The following is a 17,748-nucleotide window of genomic DNA, read 5'->3' as shown; positions in this document are numbered from 1 at the left end:
GCCGATCACTTTCTTCCCTTCCCTGCGCTCGTCGCTATGCGTTCATTGTAACATAAAAGATCCTTATTGGAAAGTTTTTTAGGAACGTCCGAATTCGGAAAGTTTCAGTCCTTCGTTTCGTTCCAGCACCATACGGATGCTCCAGCTGTTGACAAACAGAAGAAGCGGTCTGTCTTTCAGGTCCTTGATCTTCTTCATATCGGATGTGCCGACCAGCTTGTCCATATTGATTTCTTCATTCTCGATCCAGCGGATATGTTCGTATGGAAGTGGTTCCAGACGGATCTCCACGTTATATTCATTTTCCAGACGGTATTTTAATACATCAAACTGCAGGACACCGACTACACCGACGATGATCTCTTCCATACCTGTGTTGAATTCCTGGAAAATCTGGATCGCGCCTTCCTGTGCGATCTCGTTGATTCCCTTGATGAACTGCTTTCTCTTCATCGTATCCACCTGGCGTACTCTGGCAAAATGTTCCGGTGCGAAAGTCGGAATTCCTTCGTATGCAAATTTTTCCGCTGAATTGGTCAGTGTATCTCCAATGGAGAAGATACCAGGATCAAATACACCGATGATGTCTCCACCATAAGCAGTATCGATCATGTGGCGTTCACTCGCCATCATCTGCTGTGGCTGTGACAGACGGACTTTCCTGCCTCCCTGGATATGGAAAACATCCATGCCTGCCTTGAACTCACCGGAACAGATACGCATAAATGCGATTCTGTCCCGGTGTGCCTTATTCATATTTGCCTGGATCTTAAACACAAATGCGGAGAAATCTTCTTCTTTCATCGGATCGATCAATCCTTTGTCGGACATTCTCGGAAGCGGCGAAGTCGTCATTTTAAGGAAATGCTGAAGAAAGGTCTCCACACCGAAGTTGGTCAGAGCTGATCCGAAAAATACCGGAGAGAGTTCTCCTTTGCTGACCATCTCCTGGTCAAATTCCGCACTCGCTCCGTCCAGAAGCTCAATCTCTTCTTCCAGCTGTGCGAACTGTGCTTCACTTACGATGCTCTTTGCTTCCTCACTGTCGATGGAAACCTTCTCAACTTCCCCGATCGAGGTTCCTTTCTTGGTATCTGAGAAAATCTCCAGCTCTCTGCTGTTCCGGTCAAATACGCCGCGGAATTCTTTTCCGGAACCGATCGGCCAGTTGATCGGACAGGTAGCGATCCCCAGTTCCTTTTCAATATCATCCAGTAATTCAAAGGTATCCATCGCTTCACGGTCCATTTTATTGATAAATGTAAAAATCGGAATATGACGCATGACGCAGACTTTGAACAGCTTTCTTGTCTGTGCCTCCACACCTTTTGATCCATCGATCACCATAACCGCCGAATCGGCCGCCATAAGAGTACGATAAGTATCTTCCGAGAAATCCTGATGTCCCGGTGTATCCAGAATGTTGATGCAATAACCGTCATACTGGAACTGCAGGACAGAAGATGTTACCGAAATACCTCTTTCTTTTTCAATCTCCATCCAGTCTGAAACCGCATGTTTCGCTGTTGCCTTTCCTTTTACAGAACCTGCCTGATTGATTGCCCCACCATATAACAGAAACTTCTCTGTCAGGGTAGTCTTACCTGCATCCGGATGGGAAATGATCGCAAATGTTCTTCTTTTCTTTATCTCATTCGTAAAATCTGCCATGTTATTCTACTCCTACTATTTTCTCAATGTCACTCAAACTCTTATTATATGGTATTTTTGCTATAATATCAATCCCCTGATTCACTCGTATTTGTACTTTCATGGATCGGTGTGATCACCACATTTGCAGCATTTACCTCTGCTTTGCGTGTGACAATATCCTCGATCTGTGCCCGTTTTGCATCCGACAAATCCGCCACATCAACAACCACATCTGCGGATTCTTCGGTAAGACTTACCACCGCATCCTGAAAGCCTTTGCTGGCAAGCAGAGTCTCAATTGCAACCTCCTGTTCGGCGCGCTGTGTCATCTCCACCATCTGTGCAACTGCATCTGCTTTCTGGTCTTCTGCGATATCTGCATTATCAATGATCGCCTGCAGGGTTTCTTTGTTTTTTGCCCGCACCTGCTCCCGGTTCACTTTTGCCTGTGCTACAAGCGCACTGACCGATCCATTTGTCAGCACCGCCTCTCCCGGATTTCCGTCCACCTGATCGTTATCTGCTGTCTGGAGGGAGCTGTCACCTCCTGTGTCCTGATCCGAAATATCCAGAAGTTCCTTATTTGCCATCTCGCTTCCCGTCTCTGCTGTTTTGTTTTTCGAGCCAAAAATTTTTCCGGAATAGTTCAGATATCCTGCCGCAGCGATCATCACCGCAAGAACCGCAATCACAATCTGATTTTTCTTAAATACTTTTTTCACTAGCCTTCCTCCTATAAGATTCTTTTTTAGTTATGCTTCATTACTTTTATCTTATGCGTGTCTACTCCGAATAATGCCTGCACAGCCTCTGTGATATTTTCAATCACGATGGCATTATCTCCGCCATCTGCAATTACGAGAACACCTTCTATCCGGGGACTTAATTCCTGTTTCACATATGGCGTTTCTTCTCCATTTCCGTTTGCATAAACTGCCGTCTCTGAAGAACTGGTATTTTTTCCTCCGCTCTCCCCTTCCTGCACCTCACTTGTCATCTCCTGATCCTTTTCCACTACCTTTTCCGAGGAAGAAGCCAGAGTGATCATCACCTTTACATTTCCAACTCCTTCTACTTTTGCCAGTGCATTTTCCAGCCGTGTTTCCAGTGCATCTGTATAGGTATCCTCCGATGCATTTCCCACCTTCTGCATCTGCTGTTCATCCTGTGTCTGATCTGATTTTATATCGGAGGCAGGCATCGCGATTACAACCAGAAGCAGTCCGACAAGCAATATGATCAGCCACTTGTCTTTTTTTATTTTCCGGATTTCAAACATCTTCATTCACCGCCCTTTTCGAGCAAATCCGCCGCATGCTCCATCTCTTTTACCATCTGCTCATACTCCGCCGTCCGGTACAGCTCCGTCACCTGTCCGGCTGCCCCCATAAGGTCCAGAACCGGCTGGGCAAGCAGAACTGTCAGAAGAAGTCCACAGAAAAAACGGACATATTTCCGGTAGCTGTTTTCTGGGAGTGCCTGCAAAAATGCGGTTACAAGAATCATATAAACGGCGAGATTCTGCATCCACCTGTAAACCAGCTGTATCATTTTATCCCTCCTACGAAGCTGCCGATGCCGCAACTGCAAGTGTCACCAGAAACAGTACCCCCGTTGTAAGCACCGTCTTTAGCAGCATATGATAACCTTCCCCGGTAAAACTGATGGCCTCCACGATCCGTTTATCAGACACCGGCTGGATAAGTGCCGCCGTTCCTTTGTAAAGAAGCGTCAGAATTCCCATATTGATGACCGGGATCATCACAACTCCCGTTACAAGCAGTGCCCCTGCAATTCCAACTCCATTTTTTAAAAGGACCGCACTTCCAAGCACGACTTCGCTTGTCCCGCTGACTACATCACCGATTCCAGGAATCATTCCCACGCCCTTTGTCCAGACACTCCTTTTCACCTGATCTGCCGCCGGACTGATTATCCGCTCGATAAACCCGATCCCCGTCACCAGGGCAAGCAGACTTTTCAGACTCCATCCGATTACAAGTCGCAAAAGTTCCGCTGCCTTAGAAAGAAATTCCTCCTCTGTCAGATTGTTCAGGATCTCCATCAGAAGTGCGATCTGGATCAGTGGAACGATCCATTTCAAAATCACAAGTTCCACAAGAAAAATCAGGAAAAGCGCCAGATTGTAAAATGCGATCGCAGAAATACTTCCCACTGCGACTGCCATACAGACAAAGTAGACCGGACAAAGTACTCGCATAAAGAGGATCAGATTTTCGAGTCCCTGCTGTACCTCCCCGGCTGCCGCCTGAAAATTCCGTATGCCGACTGTAATCACAGACAGGTATACCAGAAAAAAGGCGGTCTGTGAGATCTGACAGTTCTGAAACACTTCCGAAAAGTTGGAAAAAACCGCTGCGATCAGCACCAGAAAAATGATAGATGCAAGCACCGGTTTATTGACCTTCAGCACATAAAAAAACTGATCCGTCACAAAGTTTCTGATCTGTCCGGCAGACAGGTTTTCATCCTGCCGGATCACAGACTCAACAAGATCCTGAAAATGCAGTTTTTCTTCCGGGAACAGTTTCCGGATTGCCGTATCCAGATCCTTTACCTCTGTCAGCTCCCAGATTTTCTGCTCTGTTTCCTCCTGCGTTTTTTCCAGATCCGTTTCTGTCATATTATCTTCTGTCCGGCTGTTTTCCGAAGAGGAATCTTCCCCTGCCGCAAATACCTGTACCGGCAGTATCAGTACGAAGATTACAAGTCCGATCATGCATGCTATACCATATTTCTGAAAATAATGTTTCATTTTTCTTCCCTTTTACTATCCAAGTTCGCGGATTGCAAGAAGCAGTGCTTTTAATATCGGCATTCCTATTGCAAGTATACTGAGCCTTGCAAAGACCTCGATCTGCCCGGCGATCGTCTGATAACCGGCATCCTTGCAGATTGCTGCCGCAAATTCCGCCAAATAGGTCACACCCAGGATTTTCAGCATTGCCGTCAGATATACCGCATCGATCTTTACAAAGCTGCCAACCAATTCCAAAGTTTCCCGGATCACCGACAGATTCCGGCTCATTCCGAGAAAAAGGAAAATGCTGACCGCAATCCCCAGATAGATCCCATACTCTTTTCTGGTATTTTGAAATTGTAATGCCAGAAAAGTTCCTGCAATCCCGATGCAGGCTGCCTTAAGGATACTCATCTTTTCCCTCCTTTACAGAGCAAAGAGCCGTCTGATATCGTCAAACAGATCTGAAATATAAGGAAGGATCCAGAATAAAACCAGGAGCAGTCCTGCAAGGCTTGTGAGAAATGCCTGTTCTTCTCTTCCGCTGTGTTTCAGCACCTGTCCCAGGACAGAAACCAGAATCCCGACTGCCGCAATTTTAAATATCAGATTTACACTCATGTTTCGCTCCTATTTACAGAATCAAAATTGTCAGGAAAAGCCCTGCTGTAACACCCAGCAGATTGCAAAGCCTCCGTTTTTCCTGAATTTCTTTTAAAAGACCGCCTCTTTTTTCTTCCAGAAATTCTGCATACTGCAAGAAAATCTGCATTTCCTGCTTCTTATCCAGGCTGCCAAGCTGTATACCAAGCTCATGCAGACGTACCCTTTCCTCCCTGCCAAGGAGCAGACATTCAAGATCACTTTCGCAGCACCTCTCCCAGATTATTGCAAGACTTCTTGACGGCATCTCCAATTCTTTTGCCAGATGTTCCAACCAGATCCTGTAGTTCTGACTGCATCTTCGGGAAACAGAAGCGCATACCTGGGCGAGTGGTGCATAAGTATACTCCATTTCTCCCGCAAGCTGCCTTATCACTCTTTGCAGCTCTCCGGTATCCGTGATCTGCCTCTGATATTCCATTCCCCTGCTGTATCCATAGCCGGATGTCGCCGCCACAATTCCCAGGCATCCGACCATTTTCAGATACACAGTTTTTCTCCCCGTTCGTTATAAATCCCTTCAATTTCTCCTACATGTTTCCCGGATTTCATCACAACATATCTGGCAAAGCATCTTTCCTTTACCAGATTGCTGACCAGTGGCTTTTCACGGATCTCATCCATACCGGAACCATGCACCGTCGTCAGCATGGTTGCCCCACAGTGCATGGCGTACTCGATCGCCTCTACATCCTTCGCTGTCCCGATCTCATCTGCCGCGATCACCTCCGGCGCCATAGACCGCACCAGCATCATCATTCCTTCTGCTTTCGGGCAGTTGTCCAGAATATCTGTCCGCATCCCAAGCTGGTTCTGTGGCACGCCACGATAGCATCCTCCAATCTCTGAACGTTCATCCACCACACCCACATTTCTTCCTTCCACCCAGCGGTTCCCATCCGAAATCTGCCGCACCAGATCCCGCAAAAGTGTAGTCTTTCCTCCACCTGGTGGGGAAATGATCATGGTATGGCAAAGTCTTCCTTTTTCAAGGATCACAGGAAACAGTTTATTCGCACAACCTGTAATCTCATGGCAGATTCGGATATTGATCGATGTAATATACTGAAAATTCCGGATCTGTTCCTTTTCCGAAATAATTTTCCCGGAAATTCCGACCCGATGCCCTCCTTCAATCGTCAGAAACCCCTGGCGCAGTTCATTTTCATAGGCATACAGGGAATAATTGGATACATATTCCATCGTTTCACGCAGTTCTTCTTTTGTCACCCGATGGGTAAAAAGTTCTTCCTTTCCCTCTTTTTTCACTGCAAGCGGCTGTTCTTCCCGAAGCCGGATCTCCTGGATCTTCTCAAAATCCAGTCCATGATTCAACAGGATCCCTCGGATTTTCTCCGGAAGCACCGCCAGAATTTGATCTTTCTTTTCTCTTCTCATCTTGTCCACCTCTCTTTAAAAAATGTATATGGAAGGCAGGAGAAAAATAGAACTAAAAAAGGACTCTACCGATACTGGTAAAGTCCTTCTGATTTTATAAAACTTTATTCTGCAACATCTTTGATGCTGAAGCTCAAACGTCCCATCTTGTCTTTTCCAAGGCAAACCACTTTGACGTGATCTCCGATAGAAAGAACATCTTCTACATGATCGATTCTCTGCTTAGCGATTTTGGAAATGTGTACCATTCCTTCTTTGCCCGGTGCAAATTCGATGAATGCGCCGAATTCTTTGATGCTTACAACATCACCTTCAAGAACCATTCCTGCCTCGAAGTCTGTTACGATGGTAGCGATCATCTTTCTTGCCTGTTCCATGCTGTCTGCATCTACGCCACAGATAGATACACTTCCTTCATCTGTGATATCAATCTTAACGCCTGTCTTTTCGATGATTGCGTTGATGGTCTTTCCTCTCTGACCTACAACTTCACCAATCTTAGCCGGATCAATATTCATCTGAATGATCTTCGGTGCATACTTGCCAACCTGTGCTCTTGGCTCAGCGATTGTCTTAGCCATAACTTCATCCAGAATGTAAACTCTTGCTTTTCTTGTACGTGCAATTGCTTCTTCGATGATCGGTCTTGTCAGTCCATGGATCTTAATATCCATCTGGATCGCTGTGATACCTTTATGTGTACCTGCTACCTTGAAGTCCATATCTCCGAAGAAATCTTCCAGCCCCTGAATATCTGTAAGTACCAGGTAATCATCGTCAGTAGCACCTGTTACCAGACCACATGAGATACCTGCAACTGCAGATTTGATTGGTACACCGGCTGCCATAAGTGACATAGAAGATGCACATACACTTGCCTGAGAAGTAGAACCGTTAGATTCAAATGTCTCAGATACGGTACGGATCGCATACGGAAATTCTTCCTCTGACGGAAGTACCGGTACCAGTGCTCTCTCAGCAAGGGCTCCATGTCCGATCTCACGACGTCCCGGTCCTCTGGAAGGTCTTGTCTCACCTACAGAGTATGACGGGAAGTTATAGTGATGCATATATCTCTTGGATGTCTCAGATTCATCCAGTCCGTCTACCTTCTGTGCTTCTGAAAGCGGAGCCAGTGTGGTGATGGTACAGATCTGTGTCTGTCCACGTGTAAACATAGCAGAACCATGTACTCTCGGGATCAGGTCAATTTCTGCGGCAAGTGGACGGATTTCTTCGATTGCACGACCGTCCGGACGCTTGTGGTCTTTGAGGATCATCTTGCGGACAACCTTCTTCTGGTACTGATATACAGCTTCACCAAGTTTGGCAAGCCATTCTTCGTTATCAGCAAAAGCTTCTTCCAGCTTTTCTGTGATCTTACGGATGTTTTCTTCTCTTGTCTGCTTGTCATCTGTGAATACTGCAACTTCCATCTCTTCCGGTGTTACGATCTTCTGAATCGCTTCAAAAAGTTCTTCCGGTACTGCAAAGCTTACATAATCATGTTTTGGTTTTCCACATTCTGCAACGATCTGGTCGATGAATGCGATGACTTTCTGATTCACTTCATGCGCCGCGAAGATGGCTTCGAGCATCTTAGCTTCCGGTACTTCATTTGCTCCGGCTTCAATCATGATTACCTTTTCTCTTGTAGATGCAACAGTCAGTGCAAGGTCGGACTTTTCTTTCTGCTCTGCGGTTGGATTGAATACCAGTTCTCCGTCAACAAGTCCTACCTGGGTAGAAGCTGTCGGACCATCGAACGGGATATCAGAAATAGCAGTTGCAATCGCTGATCCAAGCATAGCGGTAAGCTCCGGTGAGCAGTCCTGTTCAACAGAGAGAACCAGGTTCTCCAAAGTTACATCATTTCTGTAATCCTTCGGGAAAAGCGGTCTCATCGGACGGTCGATCACACGGCAGGTAAGAACAGCATTTTCTGATGCTTTTCCTTCTCTCTTGTTAAATCCTCCCGGGATCTTTCCTACTGCATAAAGCTTCTCATTGTATTCAACGCTGAGCGGGAAGAAGTCAATTCCTTCTCTTGGTTTGTCGGATGCAGTTGCTGTTGAAAGCACAACTGTATCACCATAATGCATAAGTACTGCGCCGTTCGCCTGTTTGGCAACTCTTCCAACATCTACGCGGAGTGTACGGCCTGCCAGTTCCATTTCAAACTTTTTGTACATAAATGTTCTCCTTTTTTATCTGTTTATCTGACGGGTAAAATCTCCGAAACTACTGAAAAATACACTTCTCAAAATATACTTTTCAGTGGTCTCGGACGCAATCTCTACCCACAATCTTTTGTATTATATCATATCCTTACATCTCTTGCAAGATTCTATATAACTAACTTTAAAATGTGGCAAAACACGGTTATTGGTCACTCCCATGTCAATCACTATGCTGATTGGCATGGATGATGCATGTTGTACCGGTTCGGCTCATTGTTTGCGTAAACAAACAGGGAGCGAAGACATCCAGCTGATGCCTTTCGCTCCCTGTAAAATACGTCTTACTTTCTTAAACCTAATCTTTCGATCAGTGAACGATATCTTTCAATGTCATTCTTCTTAAGGTATGCAAGAAGTCCTCTTCTCTGTCCAACCATCTTAAGAAGTCCTCTTCTTGAGTGGTGATCCTTCGGATTAGCTTTGAAGTGATCTGTAAGATCATTGATTCTTGCTGTAAGAAGAGCTACCTGTACTTCCGGAGATCCTGTATCTCCTTCTGTTCTTCCGTATTCTTTGATAATCTGTTCTTTCATTTCTTTTGTGATCATTTGTCACTACCTCCTAAATATACTGTTAATTGCCTGATATTAAGCAGTGGTTGGAGATTCCATCTGCCGAACATCGGTTTTTCATACTTGCCTAGTGTACCATATGCCCCGAATCCTGTCAAGAAGGATTTTATCTTTCCCGCATCTGGCAGGTTTTCATATTCCTGTTCACAGGCTGCCTGTAAATAACCGCATTTCCGAAGCTTTTTCACCGGCTCTGTTATTTCTTATGATGATAACGGAAAAATTCTTTTGCGTAAGCAATATCCTGATCGATCTGAGCCTTCATCATTTCTATCGATTCAAACTTCTGCTCCGGTCTCTTAAAATGATAAAGCTGGATCTCTACCTCTTTTCCGTAGGCATCACCACTGTAATCCAGCAGATTGCTCTCGATCAGCATCCTCTTCTCATCGGATACCGTTGGCTTAAACCCGACATTACCGATTCCGTTGTACCAGATTCCATCAATCCTCACACTATCCAGATAAACTCCGTTCGGTGGAAGAAGTTTATCCCTTGACGGATGTACATTAAGTGTCGGAAATCCCAGTTTTCTGCCCAGCTGCCTGCCATGCTCTACTTTTCCCCGTACAGTATATGCATACCCCAGCATATCATTCACAGCTTCCATATTTCCCTTCCGAAGTTCTTCCCTGACATAGCTGCTGCTGATCTCCCGTTTTCCGTACATCTCTTTTTCAATCACAAAAAGTTCATATCCATACACATCGGCATATTCTGCAAGCATTTTTGCATCACCACGCTTGTCATGCCCAAAGTGGAAATCCGTTCCGATCACAATATACCGGGCATGAATTTTCTCAATCAGAATCTTCCGGATGAAATCCTCTGCCGGCATACTTGTGACATCTTCGGAAAACGGGCATTCCAGCAGTACATCTACTTTCTCGTCCAGAAGACATCTGCGCTCCTCATTGGACATGATCCCTTCTCTTGATTTTCCAAGCTTTTCATAAAGCGGATTCATATCAAATGCAAACACAACAGAACGAACGCCTTTTTTCGCCTTCAGCTGACATACTTTTTTGATCAGCTTCTGATGTCCTCTGTGAACTCCATCAAATTTGCCGAGTGTGATTGCTGCCTCTCTGGAATCCTGATAGGCTTCCAGCCCTCTGATATAGTCCATGTTCTTTCCTCTTTAATTACTTTTTTTCATTTCCATCAAAAAACATTTTTACAATCTTGAAGAGATCGTCTTTCCTGCAGTAACAGTAAATCGCAATAAACTGATGCGATTCATCGTACACGCGGACTCTCTCATCGTTCTCATACTCCTTTAATGCTGTTTCCTGTGAAATATCTCTTTTTCTGAAACTATTCCCGTTCCGTACTGCCGCGGCCGTTTTCGGTGGCAGTACGACCTGTGCATACGTTGGAAACATTTCATCTATCGCGATGATCTTCTCCTCCAGAATCCCTTCTTTCTGAAGCTGTGCAATTTCACCGAGCCGGATACTGTCTTCAAGTCCAAACCGCTCTACACGTGTTCTCAAAAGCTCTTTCATGCATCCGCCACAGCCAAGCTTCTGACCGATATCATGACACAGTGTACGGATATACGTTCCCTTTGAACAGGTCACTTCCAGTTTTACCTCCGGAAGATTGATCTCCAGGATCCGGATCTCATGAATCGTAATTCTTCGTGCTTTCCGCTCTACTTCTTGGCCCTCTCTGGCAAGCTCATAAAGCTTTTTCCCGTTAACTTTGAGTGCCGAATACATCGGCGGAATCTGATCGTATTCTCCCTCAAAGCTGCGGATCACATTTTCTACTTTTTCATTGGTCAGATCTTCTGTGCTATGTTTTTCCAGAACCTGACCGGAAGTATCCTGTGTATCCGTCACCTGACCGAGAAGAAGAACCGCCTGATAGGTTTTATCTTTATCTGTCAGCAGGTCACAAAGCTTTGTTGCTTTCCCAAAGCAGACCGGAAGTACTCCTTCGGCATCCGGATCAAGGGTTCCGGTATGCCCGATCTTTTTCTGCTTTACGATCCCGCGCAGCTTTGCAACCACATCATGGGACGTATAGCCTTTTTCTTTATATACATTCAGTACGCCATGTATCATTCCGCTTCGCTCCCACTGTTAAACTGAAGTTCCAGTCTTCTTGCCAGATTGTTGATGATATCATGTGGTGTGGCAGTCATGGAGAATCCGGCTGCTCTTGCGTGTCCGCCGCCGCCAAAATAGCTTGCAACTACACTTACATCTATCTTTTCACTGGATCGCAGACTTACCTTAAAAGTTCCATGTTCAAGCTCATACATAAAAATTGCAACATCGATACCTTTTGTGAGTTTCAGCTGGCTTACGATTCCATCCAGATGTTTCGCTTTTACCTGGTAGAAATCCATCTCTTCTTTTGTAACGTAAGATACAATACATCTTCCGTCCATAAAAAGAAAGCTTTCCAACAATGCACGCCCCAGAACCTGGTTCTGTGCATAGGTCTTTTCATCAAAAGTCTCTGTAATTATTTTTGTAAAATCGATCCCTTTTTCCATCAGTGCTGCTGCTGCGCGCATGGTCGACGGATGGGTACAGGAATAACGGAACACACCGGTATCATGCACCATTCCTGTGTAAAGGCACTCGGCAGTCTCCACAGACATCTTCCCATAATCCAGCAGATCGTAGATCAGCTCACTTGTCGAGCTTGCATCTGGCATGATATAGTTCTGGTCTGCAAAACTCTGGTTGCTCACATGATGATCTACACAGAATCTTACTGCCGCTTTTTTGAAAAGGACTGCCGAAAATCCAAGTCTTCCCATATCCCCACAATCCAGTGCGATAAACAGATCATAGGTTTTTTCTTCCGTCACTTCATGCCGGATCTTATCTGTATTTTTCATGAACTTCAGTGTATTCGGAAGCTCTTCCAGATAAACATCGATCTCTTTTTCAGGAAAATTCTCTCTGACATAGTTATACAATCCCATGCAGGAACCAGCACAGTCCCCATCCGGGCGGACATGTCCGCCAAGTGCGATCGTCCCGGCTTTTGAAATTGCATCTAATAACATACTAATCATCCTCTTCCCGTAAATCTCTTGTTACATCATCAATTTTCTTTGACATCCGGACACCATATTCAATGGACTGATCCAGTACGAACTTGATCTCCGGTGTGTTACGCATATTCAGTGTATGAGCAAGTTCGCGGCGGATATAGCCTTCTGCGCTCTGTAATCCCTTCAGGGTATCAGCCTGGGCTTTTTCATCGCCCAGGACACTGATATATGCTTTGCAGGTTTTAAGATCCGGAGCAACCTCTACCGCTACAACCGAAGTCATCGGTGCAACACGCGGATCCTTGATCCCTCCACGCAGAATAGTACTAAGTTCACGCTGTACCTCTGCGTTTACTCTTGTATTCTTAATGCTGTTTTTTCTCATTTTCTACCCTTCTTTATCTAGGAACTTCCACCATCTTGAATGCTTCTACCTGGTCTCCTTCTTTGACATCGTTGAAACGTTCAAATACGAAACCACATTCATATCCGGCTTTAACTTCCTTCACATCATCTTTGAAACGCTTTAATGAAGCAAGCTTTCCATCATAGATCACAACGCCGTCACGAACGATTCTTGCCTGGCAGTCACGTTCAAATGTACCATCAAGGACATAAGATCCTGCAATTGTTCCGACTCCGGAAGCCTTGAATGTCTGACGTACTTCGGCATGGCCAAGTACCTTTTCTTCAAATACAGGCTCAAGCATACCCTTCATGGCTGCTTCAACGTCTTCGATCGCATTGTAGATGACACGGTACAGTCTCACATCAACGCCTTCACGTTCTGCCGTTTCCTTTGCAGTTGCGTCCGGACGTACATTGAATCCGATAATGATCGCATTGGATGCTGCTGCAAGCGTAACGTCAGATTCATTGATCGCACCAACACCACCATGGATGATCTTAACAACGACTTCTTCATTGGAAAGTTTGACAAGGCTCTGCTTGATCGCTTCTACAGATCCCTGTACGTCTGCTTTTACAACGATTCCAAGTTCTTTTAAGTTGCCTTCCTGGATCTGGTTGAACAGATCATCCAGAGACATCTTGGACTTGGTTTCTTCCAGTTTCTTGATCTTGTTCTGACTGATGAATGTCTCTGCAAAGCTTCTTGCATCTTTATCATTCTTGCAGCCAACAAATACTTCACCTGCATTCGGCACATCATTAAGACCGAGGATCTCAACCGGCATAGAAGGACCTGCTTCTTTTACACGGCGTCCCTGGTCATCCATCATGGCACGTACTTTACCATATGCAGAACCTGCTGCGATCGGATCTCCGACACGGAGTGTACCCTTCTGTACAAGAACGGTTGCAACCGGTCCTTTTCCTTTGTCAAGCTCAGCCTCAATTACAAGACCTCTTGCGCGGCGGTTCGGATTTGCTTTCAGTTCCATCACTTCTGCGGTAAGAAGAACCATTTCCAGAAGCTCTTTGATTCCTTCTCCTGTATGAGCAGATACCGGTACACAGATAGTGCTTCCGCCCCAGTCTTCCGGAATCAGTTCATATTCGGTCAGTTCCTGTTTTACACGGTCGATATTGGCACTTGGCTTGTCAATCTTGTTGATCGCAACTACGATCTCGATCCCTGCTGCCTTTGCATGGTTGATCGCTTCTACAGTCTGCGGCATGACACCGTCATCTGCTGCAACAACCAGGATTGCAATATCGGTAGAATTTGCACCACGCATACGCATTGCGGTAAATGCTTCATGTCCCGGTGTATCGAGGAAGGTGATTTTCTCACCGTTGATTTCCACAACTGAAGCACCGATATGCTGTGTGATTCCACCTGCTTCTCCTGCGATGACATGAGTATCACGGATCTTGTCAAGAAGAGAGGTTTTACCGTGGTCAACGTGTCCCATAACGCAGACTACCGGCGGACGTTTCTTCATTTTCTTTTCGTCTTCTTCGTCTTCTTTCAGAAGTTCTTCGATCACATCGACTACTTCTTCTTTTTCACAGAGTACATCGAATTCCAGAGCGATTTCTTCAGCTGTCTCGTAATCAATTTCCTGGTTGACTGTTACAATCTTGCCCTGCATGAAGAGTTTCTTAACGATTACGGATGGCTGGATCTTCATTGCATCTGCAAGTTCCTGGATTGTAAGTACTTCCGGAATTGTGATCTGCTTGATCTGCTCCTCCACAACCTCTTTCTTCGGCTGTGGTTTTACCATTTTCGGCTGAGCGTTATTGTTTTTGCCCTTTTTGCCTTTCTGCAGTCTGTCTTCGTTCTCTTCATTTCTGTTATATTCTTTCTTCTTGTGCGCATCTTTTGGTTTGTTGCGGCTTGGTTTCTGTTCTGCGATTGCAGGTGCCGGAATAGACGGGCTAGATTTTCTTCTGTCGTCACGGCGTCCGCCATCACGCATCTCTCTTCCGTCTCTGTTATCACGGTTATCTCGATTATCTCTTCTGTCTCCGCGGTTCTGGAATCCGCCATCTCTTCTTCCATCACCCGGGCGTCCCTGTCTCTGATCCTGACCGTTTCTTGGTCCGTTTGGATTTCTGCGCTGTCTGTTATCACGGTTTTCTCCCTGCGGACGATCCTGTCTGTTTCCGTTCTGTGGACGTCCCTGGCCATTTCCATTACCCTGCGGGCGTTCCTGTCTGTTTCCGTTCTGCGGACGTCCCTGACCATTTCCCTGAGGGCGTCCCTGGCTGTTACCATTCTGTGGACGTTCCTGTCTGTTTCCATTGCCCTGTGAGCGTCCCTGGCCATTTCCATTGCCTTGCGGGCGCTGTCCGTTTCGACTGCCCTGCGGGCGTCCCTGACCATTACGGCCTCTTCCGCCGCCCTGTGAGTTCTGCGGTCTGAAAACCTGAACGATATTTTTCTTCTTCGGGGTATCTTCAGAAGATTTTTCACTTTTTACTGCATCAATCTGTTCATCTGAAAGTGTACTCATATGACTTGCCACCTCAATTCCTTTATCTTTTAATATAGAGAGTATTTCTTTATTTGTCTTATTCATCTGTTCTGCCAGTTCATATACTCTTAATTTTGCCATAAATCTACCTCCTGTATACAGTTCCTATTATTCTTCTTCCATATCCAGATGTTTTCTGATTCCTTTTGCAAACCCTGCATCTGTTACTGCAAGCGAAGCGCGGAACTCTTTTCCCATCGCATGGCCCAGGGTATCTTTATCTTCAAAAAAGTATATTGGCACTTTATAAAAATCACACATGTTCTGAAATTTCTTTTTTGTATTGTCCGATGCGTCGTCTGCCACAATCACCAGATGCGCGCGTCCTTCCTTGACTTCTTTTTCTGTCATGAATTCCCCGCTCTTTGTCTTGCCGGCTTTGGTCGCCAGACTGATCATCGATAATGCTCTATTTATGTTCAAGCTGCTCCAGCTCCTTTTCCAGATTTTCGTATATCTCTTTTGGTATCGCCTGTTTGAAAGAACGTTCCAGTCCTTTATTCTTTATTGCTTCCTGCAAACATTTTCCGGAAAAGCACAGATATGCCCCGCGCCCGTTCTTACGTCCGGTTGCGTCCAGAATGAATTCGCCTTCTGCTGTTTTCAGAACACGCAGCATTTCTTTTTTATTCTTCATTTCCTGACATCCCACGCATTTACGCATCGGGATCTTTTTGGTCGTACTCAAATAATCACCTCTGTCTATTCTTCATACAGATCAAGATCATCTGCTACTTCTTCCTCTGATTCTTCATCAGCAGAATATTCTTCGTCTGAATACTCTTCCTCCTGATAATCATCTTCATAATTCTCAGCCATATTCATATAATCTGCCGGAAGTTCGCCAGACTCGATCGCCTGTGTTTCGTTCTTGATATCGATCTTATATCCGGTCAGTCTTGCTGCAAGACGTGCATTCTGACCTTCTTTACCGATTGCAAGTGAAAGCTGGTAATCCGGTACAATTACACTTGCTGTTCTCTCATCCGGATCAGCCATTACAGAAATAACCTTCGCCGGGCTGAGTGCATTCTCGATCAGGATTGCCGGGTTATCACTCCAGTTGATGATATCAATCTTTTCACCGCGGAGTTCATTTACAACGGCTCCGACTCTGGCACCGTTCATACCAACGCATGCTCCAACCGGATCTACATCCGGGTCGTTAGACCATACTGCGATCTTGGTACGGGAACCTGCTTCTCTTGCAATGCTCTTGATCTCTACAATACCATCACGCACCTCGGTTACTTCCGCCTCAAAAAGACGCTTAACCAGTTCCGGATGTGTTCTTGATACAAGGATCTTTGGTCCTTTTGTCGTGTTCTTCACCTCTACAACGTAAAGTTTGATACGCTCTGTCGGCTCGAATTTCTCACCTTTTACCTGCTCATTCTCAGTAAGGATCGCATCTGCTTTTCCAAGGTTTACACTGACATTCTTGCCAATATATCTCTGAACCACACCTGTCACGATATCTTTTTCTTTTTCAAAGTACTGATCATATACAACTTTTCTTTCTTCTTCGCGGATCTTCTGAAGAATCAGGTTCTTTGCATTCTGTGTTGCGATACGTCCGAAAGATTTGGACTCAACCGGGATCTGTACGATGTCACCGATCTCATAAGAAGGATCGATCATCTTCGCATCTGCAAGACTGATCTGTTCTACTTTGTCCTCTACTTCTTCTACAACGGTTTTCTCCTGGATCAGAGTGTAATCGCATGTCTCCTTATCCATAATTACTTTGATATTGTCTGCTTTTCCGAAATGATTCTTACATGCATTGATCAGTGAATTCTCAATGGCATCCATCAGAGTATCTCTGCTGATATCTTTTTCCTCTTCAAGAATTGTAAGTGCTTCTAATAATTCGGTATTCATTTCCTTCTTCCTCCTGTCACTAGAAATCGAACGCCAGACGGATCAGTGCGATGTCTGCTTTATCAAATGTCATCGTCTCGCCGTCTTCATATTCAATGGTAACTGTATCTTTATCATAATCTTTTAAGATTCCAATAAACTCTTTCTGTCTGTCGATTGCCCGGTAAGTACGAACCTCTACTTCTTCTCCCAGGCTTCTTGCAAAGTCTTTTTCTTTCTTCAGCGGTCTGCCAAGTCCCGGCGAACTCACTTCCAGAATATACGCTTCATCGATAAAATCCTTCTCATCCAGAATGTCTGAAAGTTCCCGGCTTACAACCTCACAGTCATCGACCATAATTCCTCCCGGCTTATCAATATAAGCACGCAGGTACCAGTTTCCGCCCTCTTTTACATATTCTACATCCCAGAGATCAAATCCATGCTTTTCCACGATTGGGTTCAGAATCTCTTCTGTTTTCTGTTCATATACTTCTTTTTTTGACAATCTGCAACTTCCTTTCTTAATCAGGCTCCAAAAATCTGTCCGATTTTGGTTGTATGACTGGCAAAAAGAAGAGTGAACTTTCGTCCACTCTTCTGCCAGATTTCTTATGTAACTGCATACAGTATA

Annotated in this window: 20 protein-coding genes; all 20 read right to left on the bottom strand. The window is 45.2% G+C overall.

Annotation, left to right across the window (positions count from 1 at the left end):
- Window positions 1-78: 78 nt before the first annotated feature.
- A complete protein-coding gene (locus PGZ10_RS12975) occupies window positions 79-1,671 on the bottom strand; it encodes a peptide chain release factor 3 (RefSeq protein WP_008369278.1) in 1,593 nt (530 codons plus the stop codon).
- 68 nt (window positions 1,672-1,739) lie between these two features.
- Window positions 1,740-2,375, bottom strand: coding sequence for a SpoIIIAH-like family protein (locus tag PGZ10_RS12970; protein WP_008369281.1), 636 nt, complete (start codon window positions 2,373-2,375; stop codon window positions 1,740-1,742).
- Between the two features lie 26 nt (window positions 2,376-2,401).
- Window positions 2,402-2,938 carry a stage III sporulation protein AG gene (locus tag PGZ10_RS12965; RefSeq protein ID WP_270541588.1) on the bottom strand — a complete coding sequence of 179 codons (537 nt, stop codon included), beginning with the start codon at window positions 2,936-2,938 and terminating at the stop codon, window positions 2,402-2,404.
- Window positions 2,935-3,204, bottom strand: coding sequence for a stage III sporulation protein AF (locus PGZ10_RS12960; RefSeq protein ID WP_243002770.1), 270 nt, complete (start codon window positions 3,202-3,204; stop codon window positions 2,935-2,937). The genes PGZ10_RS12965 and PGZ10_RS12960 overlap by 4 nt, the downstream gene beginning before the upstream one ends.
- Before the next feature lie 10 nt (window positions 3,205-3,214).
- The gene (locus PGZ10_RS12955; RefSeq protein WP_270541586.1) at window positions 3,215-4,429 is read right to left on the bottom strand and encodes a stage III sporulation protein AE; all 1,215 of its coding nucleotides are present in this window, start codon (window positions 4,427-4,429) and stop codon (window positions 3,215-3,217) included.
- Between the two features lie 15 nt (window positions 4,430-4,444).
- Complete coding sequence (locus tag PGZ10_RS12950; RefSeq protein WP_117556513.1) at window positions 4,445-4,828, bottom strand: SpoIIIAC/SpoIIIAD family protein; 384 nt, start codon at window positions 4,826-4,828, stop codon at window positions 4,445-4,447.
- A 12-nt stretch (window positions 4,829-4,840) separates the two neighbouring features.
- Complete coding sequence (gene spoIIIAC, locus PGZ10_RS12945) at window positions 4,841-5,035, bottom strand: stage III sporulation protein AC (RefSeq protein WP_008369289.1); 195 nt, start codon at window positions 5,033-5,035, stop codon at window positions 4,841-4,843.
- A 13-nt stretch (window positions 5,036-5,048) separates the two neighbouring features.
- The gene (locus PGZ10_RS12940) at window positions 5,049-5,567 is read right to left on the bottom strand and encodes a stage III sporulation protein AB (protein ID WP_117556511.1); all 519 of its coding nucleotides are present in this window, start codon (window positions 5,565-5,567) and stop codon (window positions 5,049-5,051) included.
- Window positions 5,558-6,475, bottom strand: coding sequence for a stage III sporulation protein AA (gene spoIIIAA, locus PGZ10_RS12935; protein WP_008369292.1), 918 nt, complete (start codon window positions 6,473-6,475; stop codon window positions 5,558-5,560). The genes PGZ10_RS12940 and spoIIIAA overlap by 10 nt, the downstream gene beginning before the upstream one ends.
- Before the next feature lie 104 nt (window positions 6,476-6,579).
- Window positions 6,580-8,667 carry a polyribonucleotide nucleotidyltransferase gene (locus tag PGZ10_RS12930; protein WP_008369294.1) on the bottom strand — a complete coding sequence of 696 codons (2,088 nt, stop codon included), beginning with the start codon at window positions 8,665-8,667 and terminating at the stop codon, window positions 6,580-6,582.
- A gap of 329 nt (window positions 8,668-8,996) precedes the next feature.
- Window positions 8,997-9,263 (bottom strand): 30S ribosomal protein S15, encoded by a 267-nt coding sequence (rpsO, locus tag PGZ10_RS12925; RefSeq protein WP_008369295.1) that lies wholly within the window; start codon window positions 9,261-9,263, stop codon window positions 8,997-8,999.
- Between the two features lie 220 nt (window positions 9,264-9,483).
- A complete protein-coding gene (locus PGZ10_RS12920) occupies window positions 9,484-10,416 on the bottom strand; it encodes a bifunctional riboflavin kinase/FAD synthetase (protein ID WP_270541584.1) in 933 nt (310 codons plus the stop codon).
- Between the two features lie 16 nt (window positions 10,417-10,432).
- A complete protein-coding gene (gene truB / locus PGZ10_RS12915; RefSeq protein WP_117556507.1) occupies window positions 10,433-11,359 on the bottom strand; it encodes a tRNA pseudouridine(55) synthase TruB in 927 nt (308 codons plus the stop codon).
- A complete protein-coding gene (locus PGZ10_RS12910) occupies window positions 11,356-12,318 on the bottom strand; it encodes a DHH family phosphoesterase (protein WP_117556505.1) in 963 nt (320 codons plus the stop codon). Before PGZ10_RS12910 ends, truB begins: the two co-directional genes overlap by 4 nt.
- Window position 12,319: 1 nt before the next feature.
- Window positions 12,320-12,691, bottom strand: coding sequence for a 30S ribosome-binding factor RbfA (gene rbfA, locus PGZ10_RS12905; protein WP_008369305.1), 372 nt, complete (start codon window positions 12,689-12,691; stop codon window positions 12,320-12,322).
- Between the two features lie 13 nt (window positions 12,692-12,704).
- A complete protein-coding gene (gene infB, locus PGZ10_RS12900) occupies window positions 12,705-15,332 on the bottom strand; it encodes a translation initiation factor IF-2 (protein WP_117823785.1) in 2,628 nt (875 codons plus the stop codon).
- 27 nt (window positions 15,333-15,359) lie between these two features.
- Window positions 15,360-15,650: a L7Ae/L30e/S12e/Gadd45 family ribosomal protein gene (locus PGZ10_RS12895; RefSeq protein WP_117823784.1), complete on the bottom strand. Its 291-nt coding sequence runs from the start codon at window positions 15,648-15,650 to the stop codon at window positions 15,360-15,362.
- 10 nt (window positions 15,651-15,660) lie between these two features.
- On the bottom strand, window positions 15,661-15,915 hold the full coding sequence (gene rnpM, locus PGZ10_RS12890; RefSeq protein WP_334294126.1) for an RNase P modulator RnpM: 255 nt from the start codon (window positions 15,913-15,915) through the stop codon (window positions 15,661-15,663).
- A gap of 38 nt (window positions 15,916-15,953) precedes the next feature.
- Window positions 15,954-17,135 carry a transcription termination factor NusA gene (nusA, locus tag PGZ10_RS12885; RefSeq protein WP_008369313.1) on the bottom strand — a complete coding sequence of 394 codons (1,182 nt, stop codon included), beginning with the start codon at window positions 17,133-17,135 and terminating at the stop codon, window positions 15,954-15,956.
- A gap of 19 nt (window positions 17,136-17,154) precedes the next feature.
- Window positions 17,155-17,622, bottom strand: a complete 468-nt coding sequence (gene rimP / locus PGZ10_RS12880; RefSeq protein ID WP_008369315.1) for a ribosome maturation factor RimP — start codon at window positions 17,620-17,622, stop codon at window positions 17,155-17,157.
- Window positions 17,623-17,748 lie beyond the last annotated feature (126 nt).

The sequence above is a fragment of the Coprococcus sp. AF102-57 genome, assembly GCF_027686195.1.
Lineage (GTDB): Bacteria > Bacillota > Clostridia > Lachnospirales > Lachnospiraceae > Allocoprococcus > Allocoprococcus comes.
The sequence above is the reverse complement of the archived record's forward strand: the minus strand, read 5'-3'. Positions and strand labels throughout refer to the sequence as shown.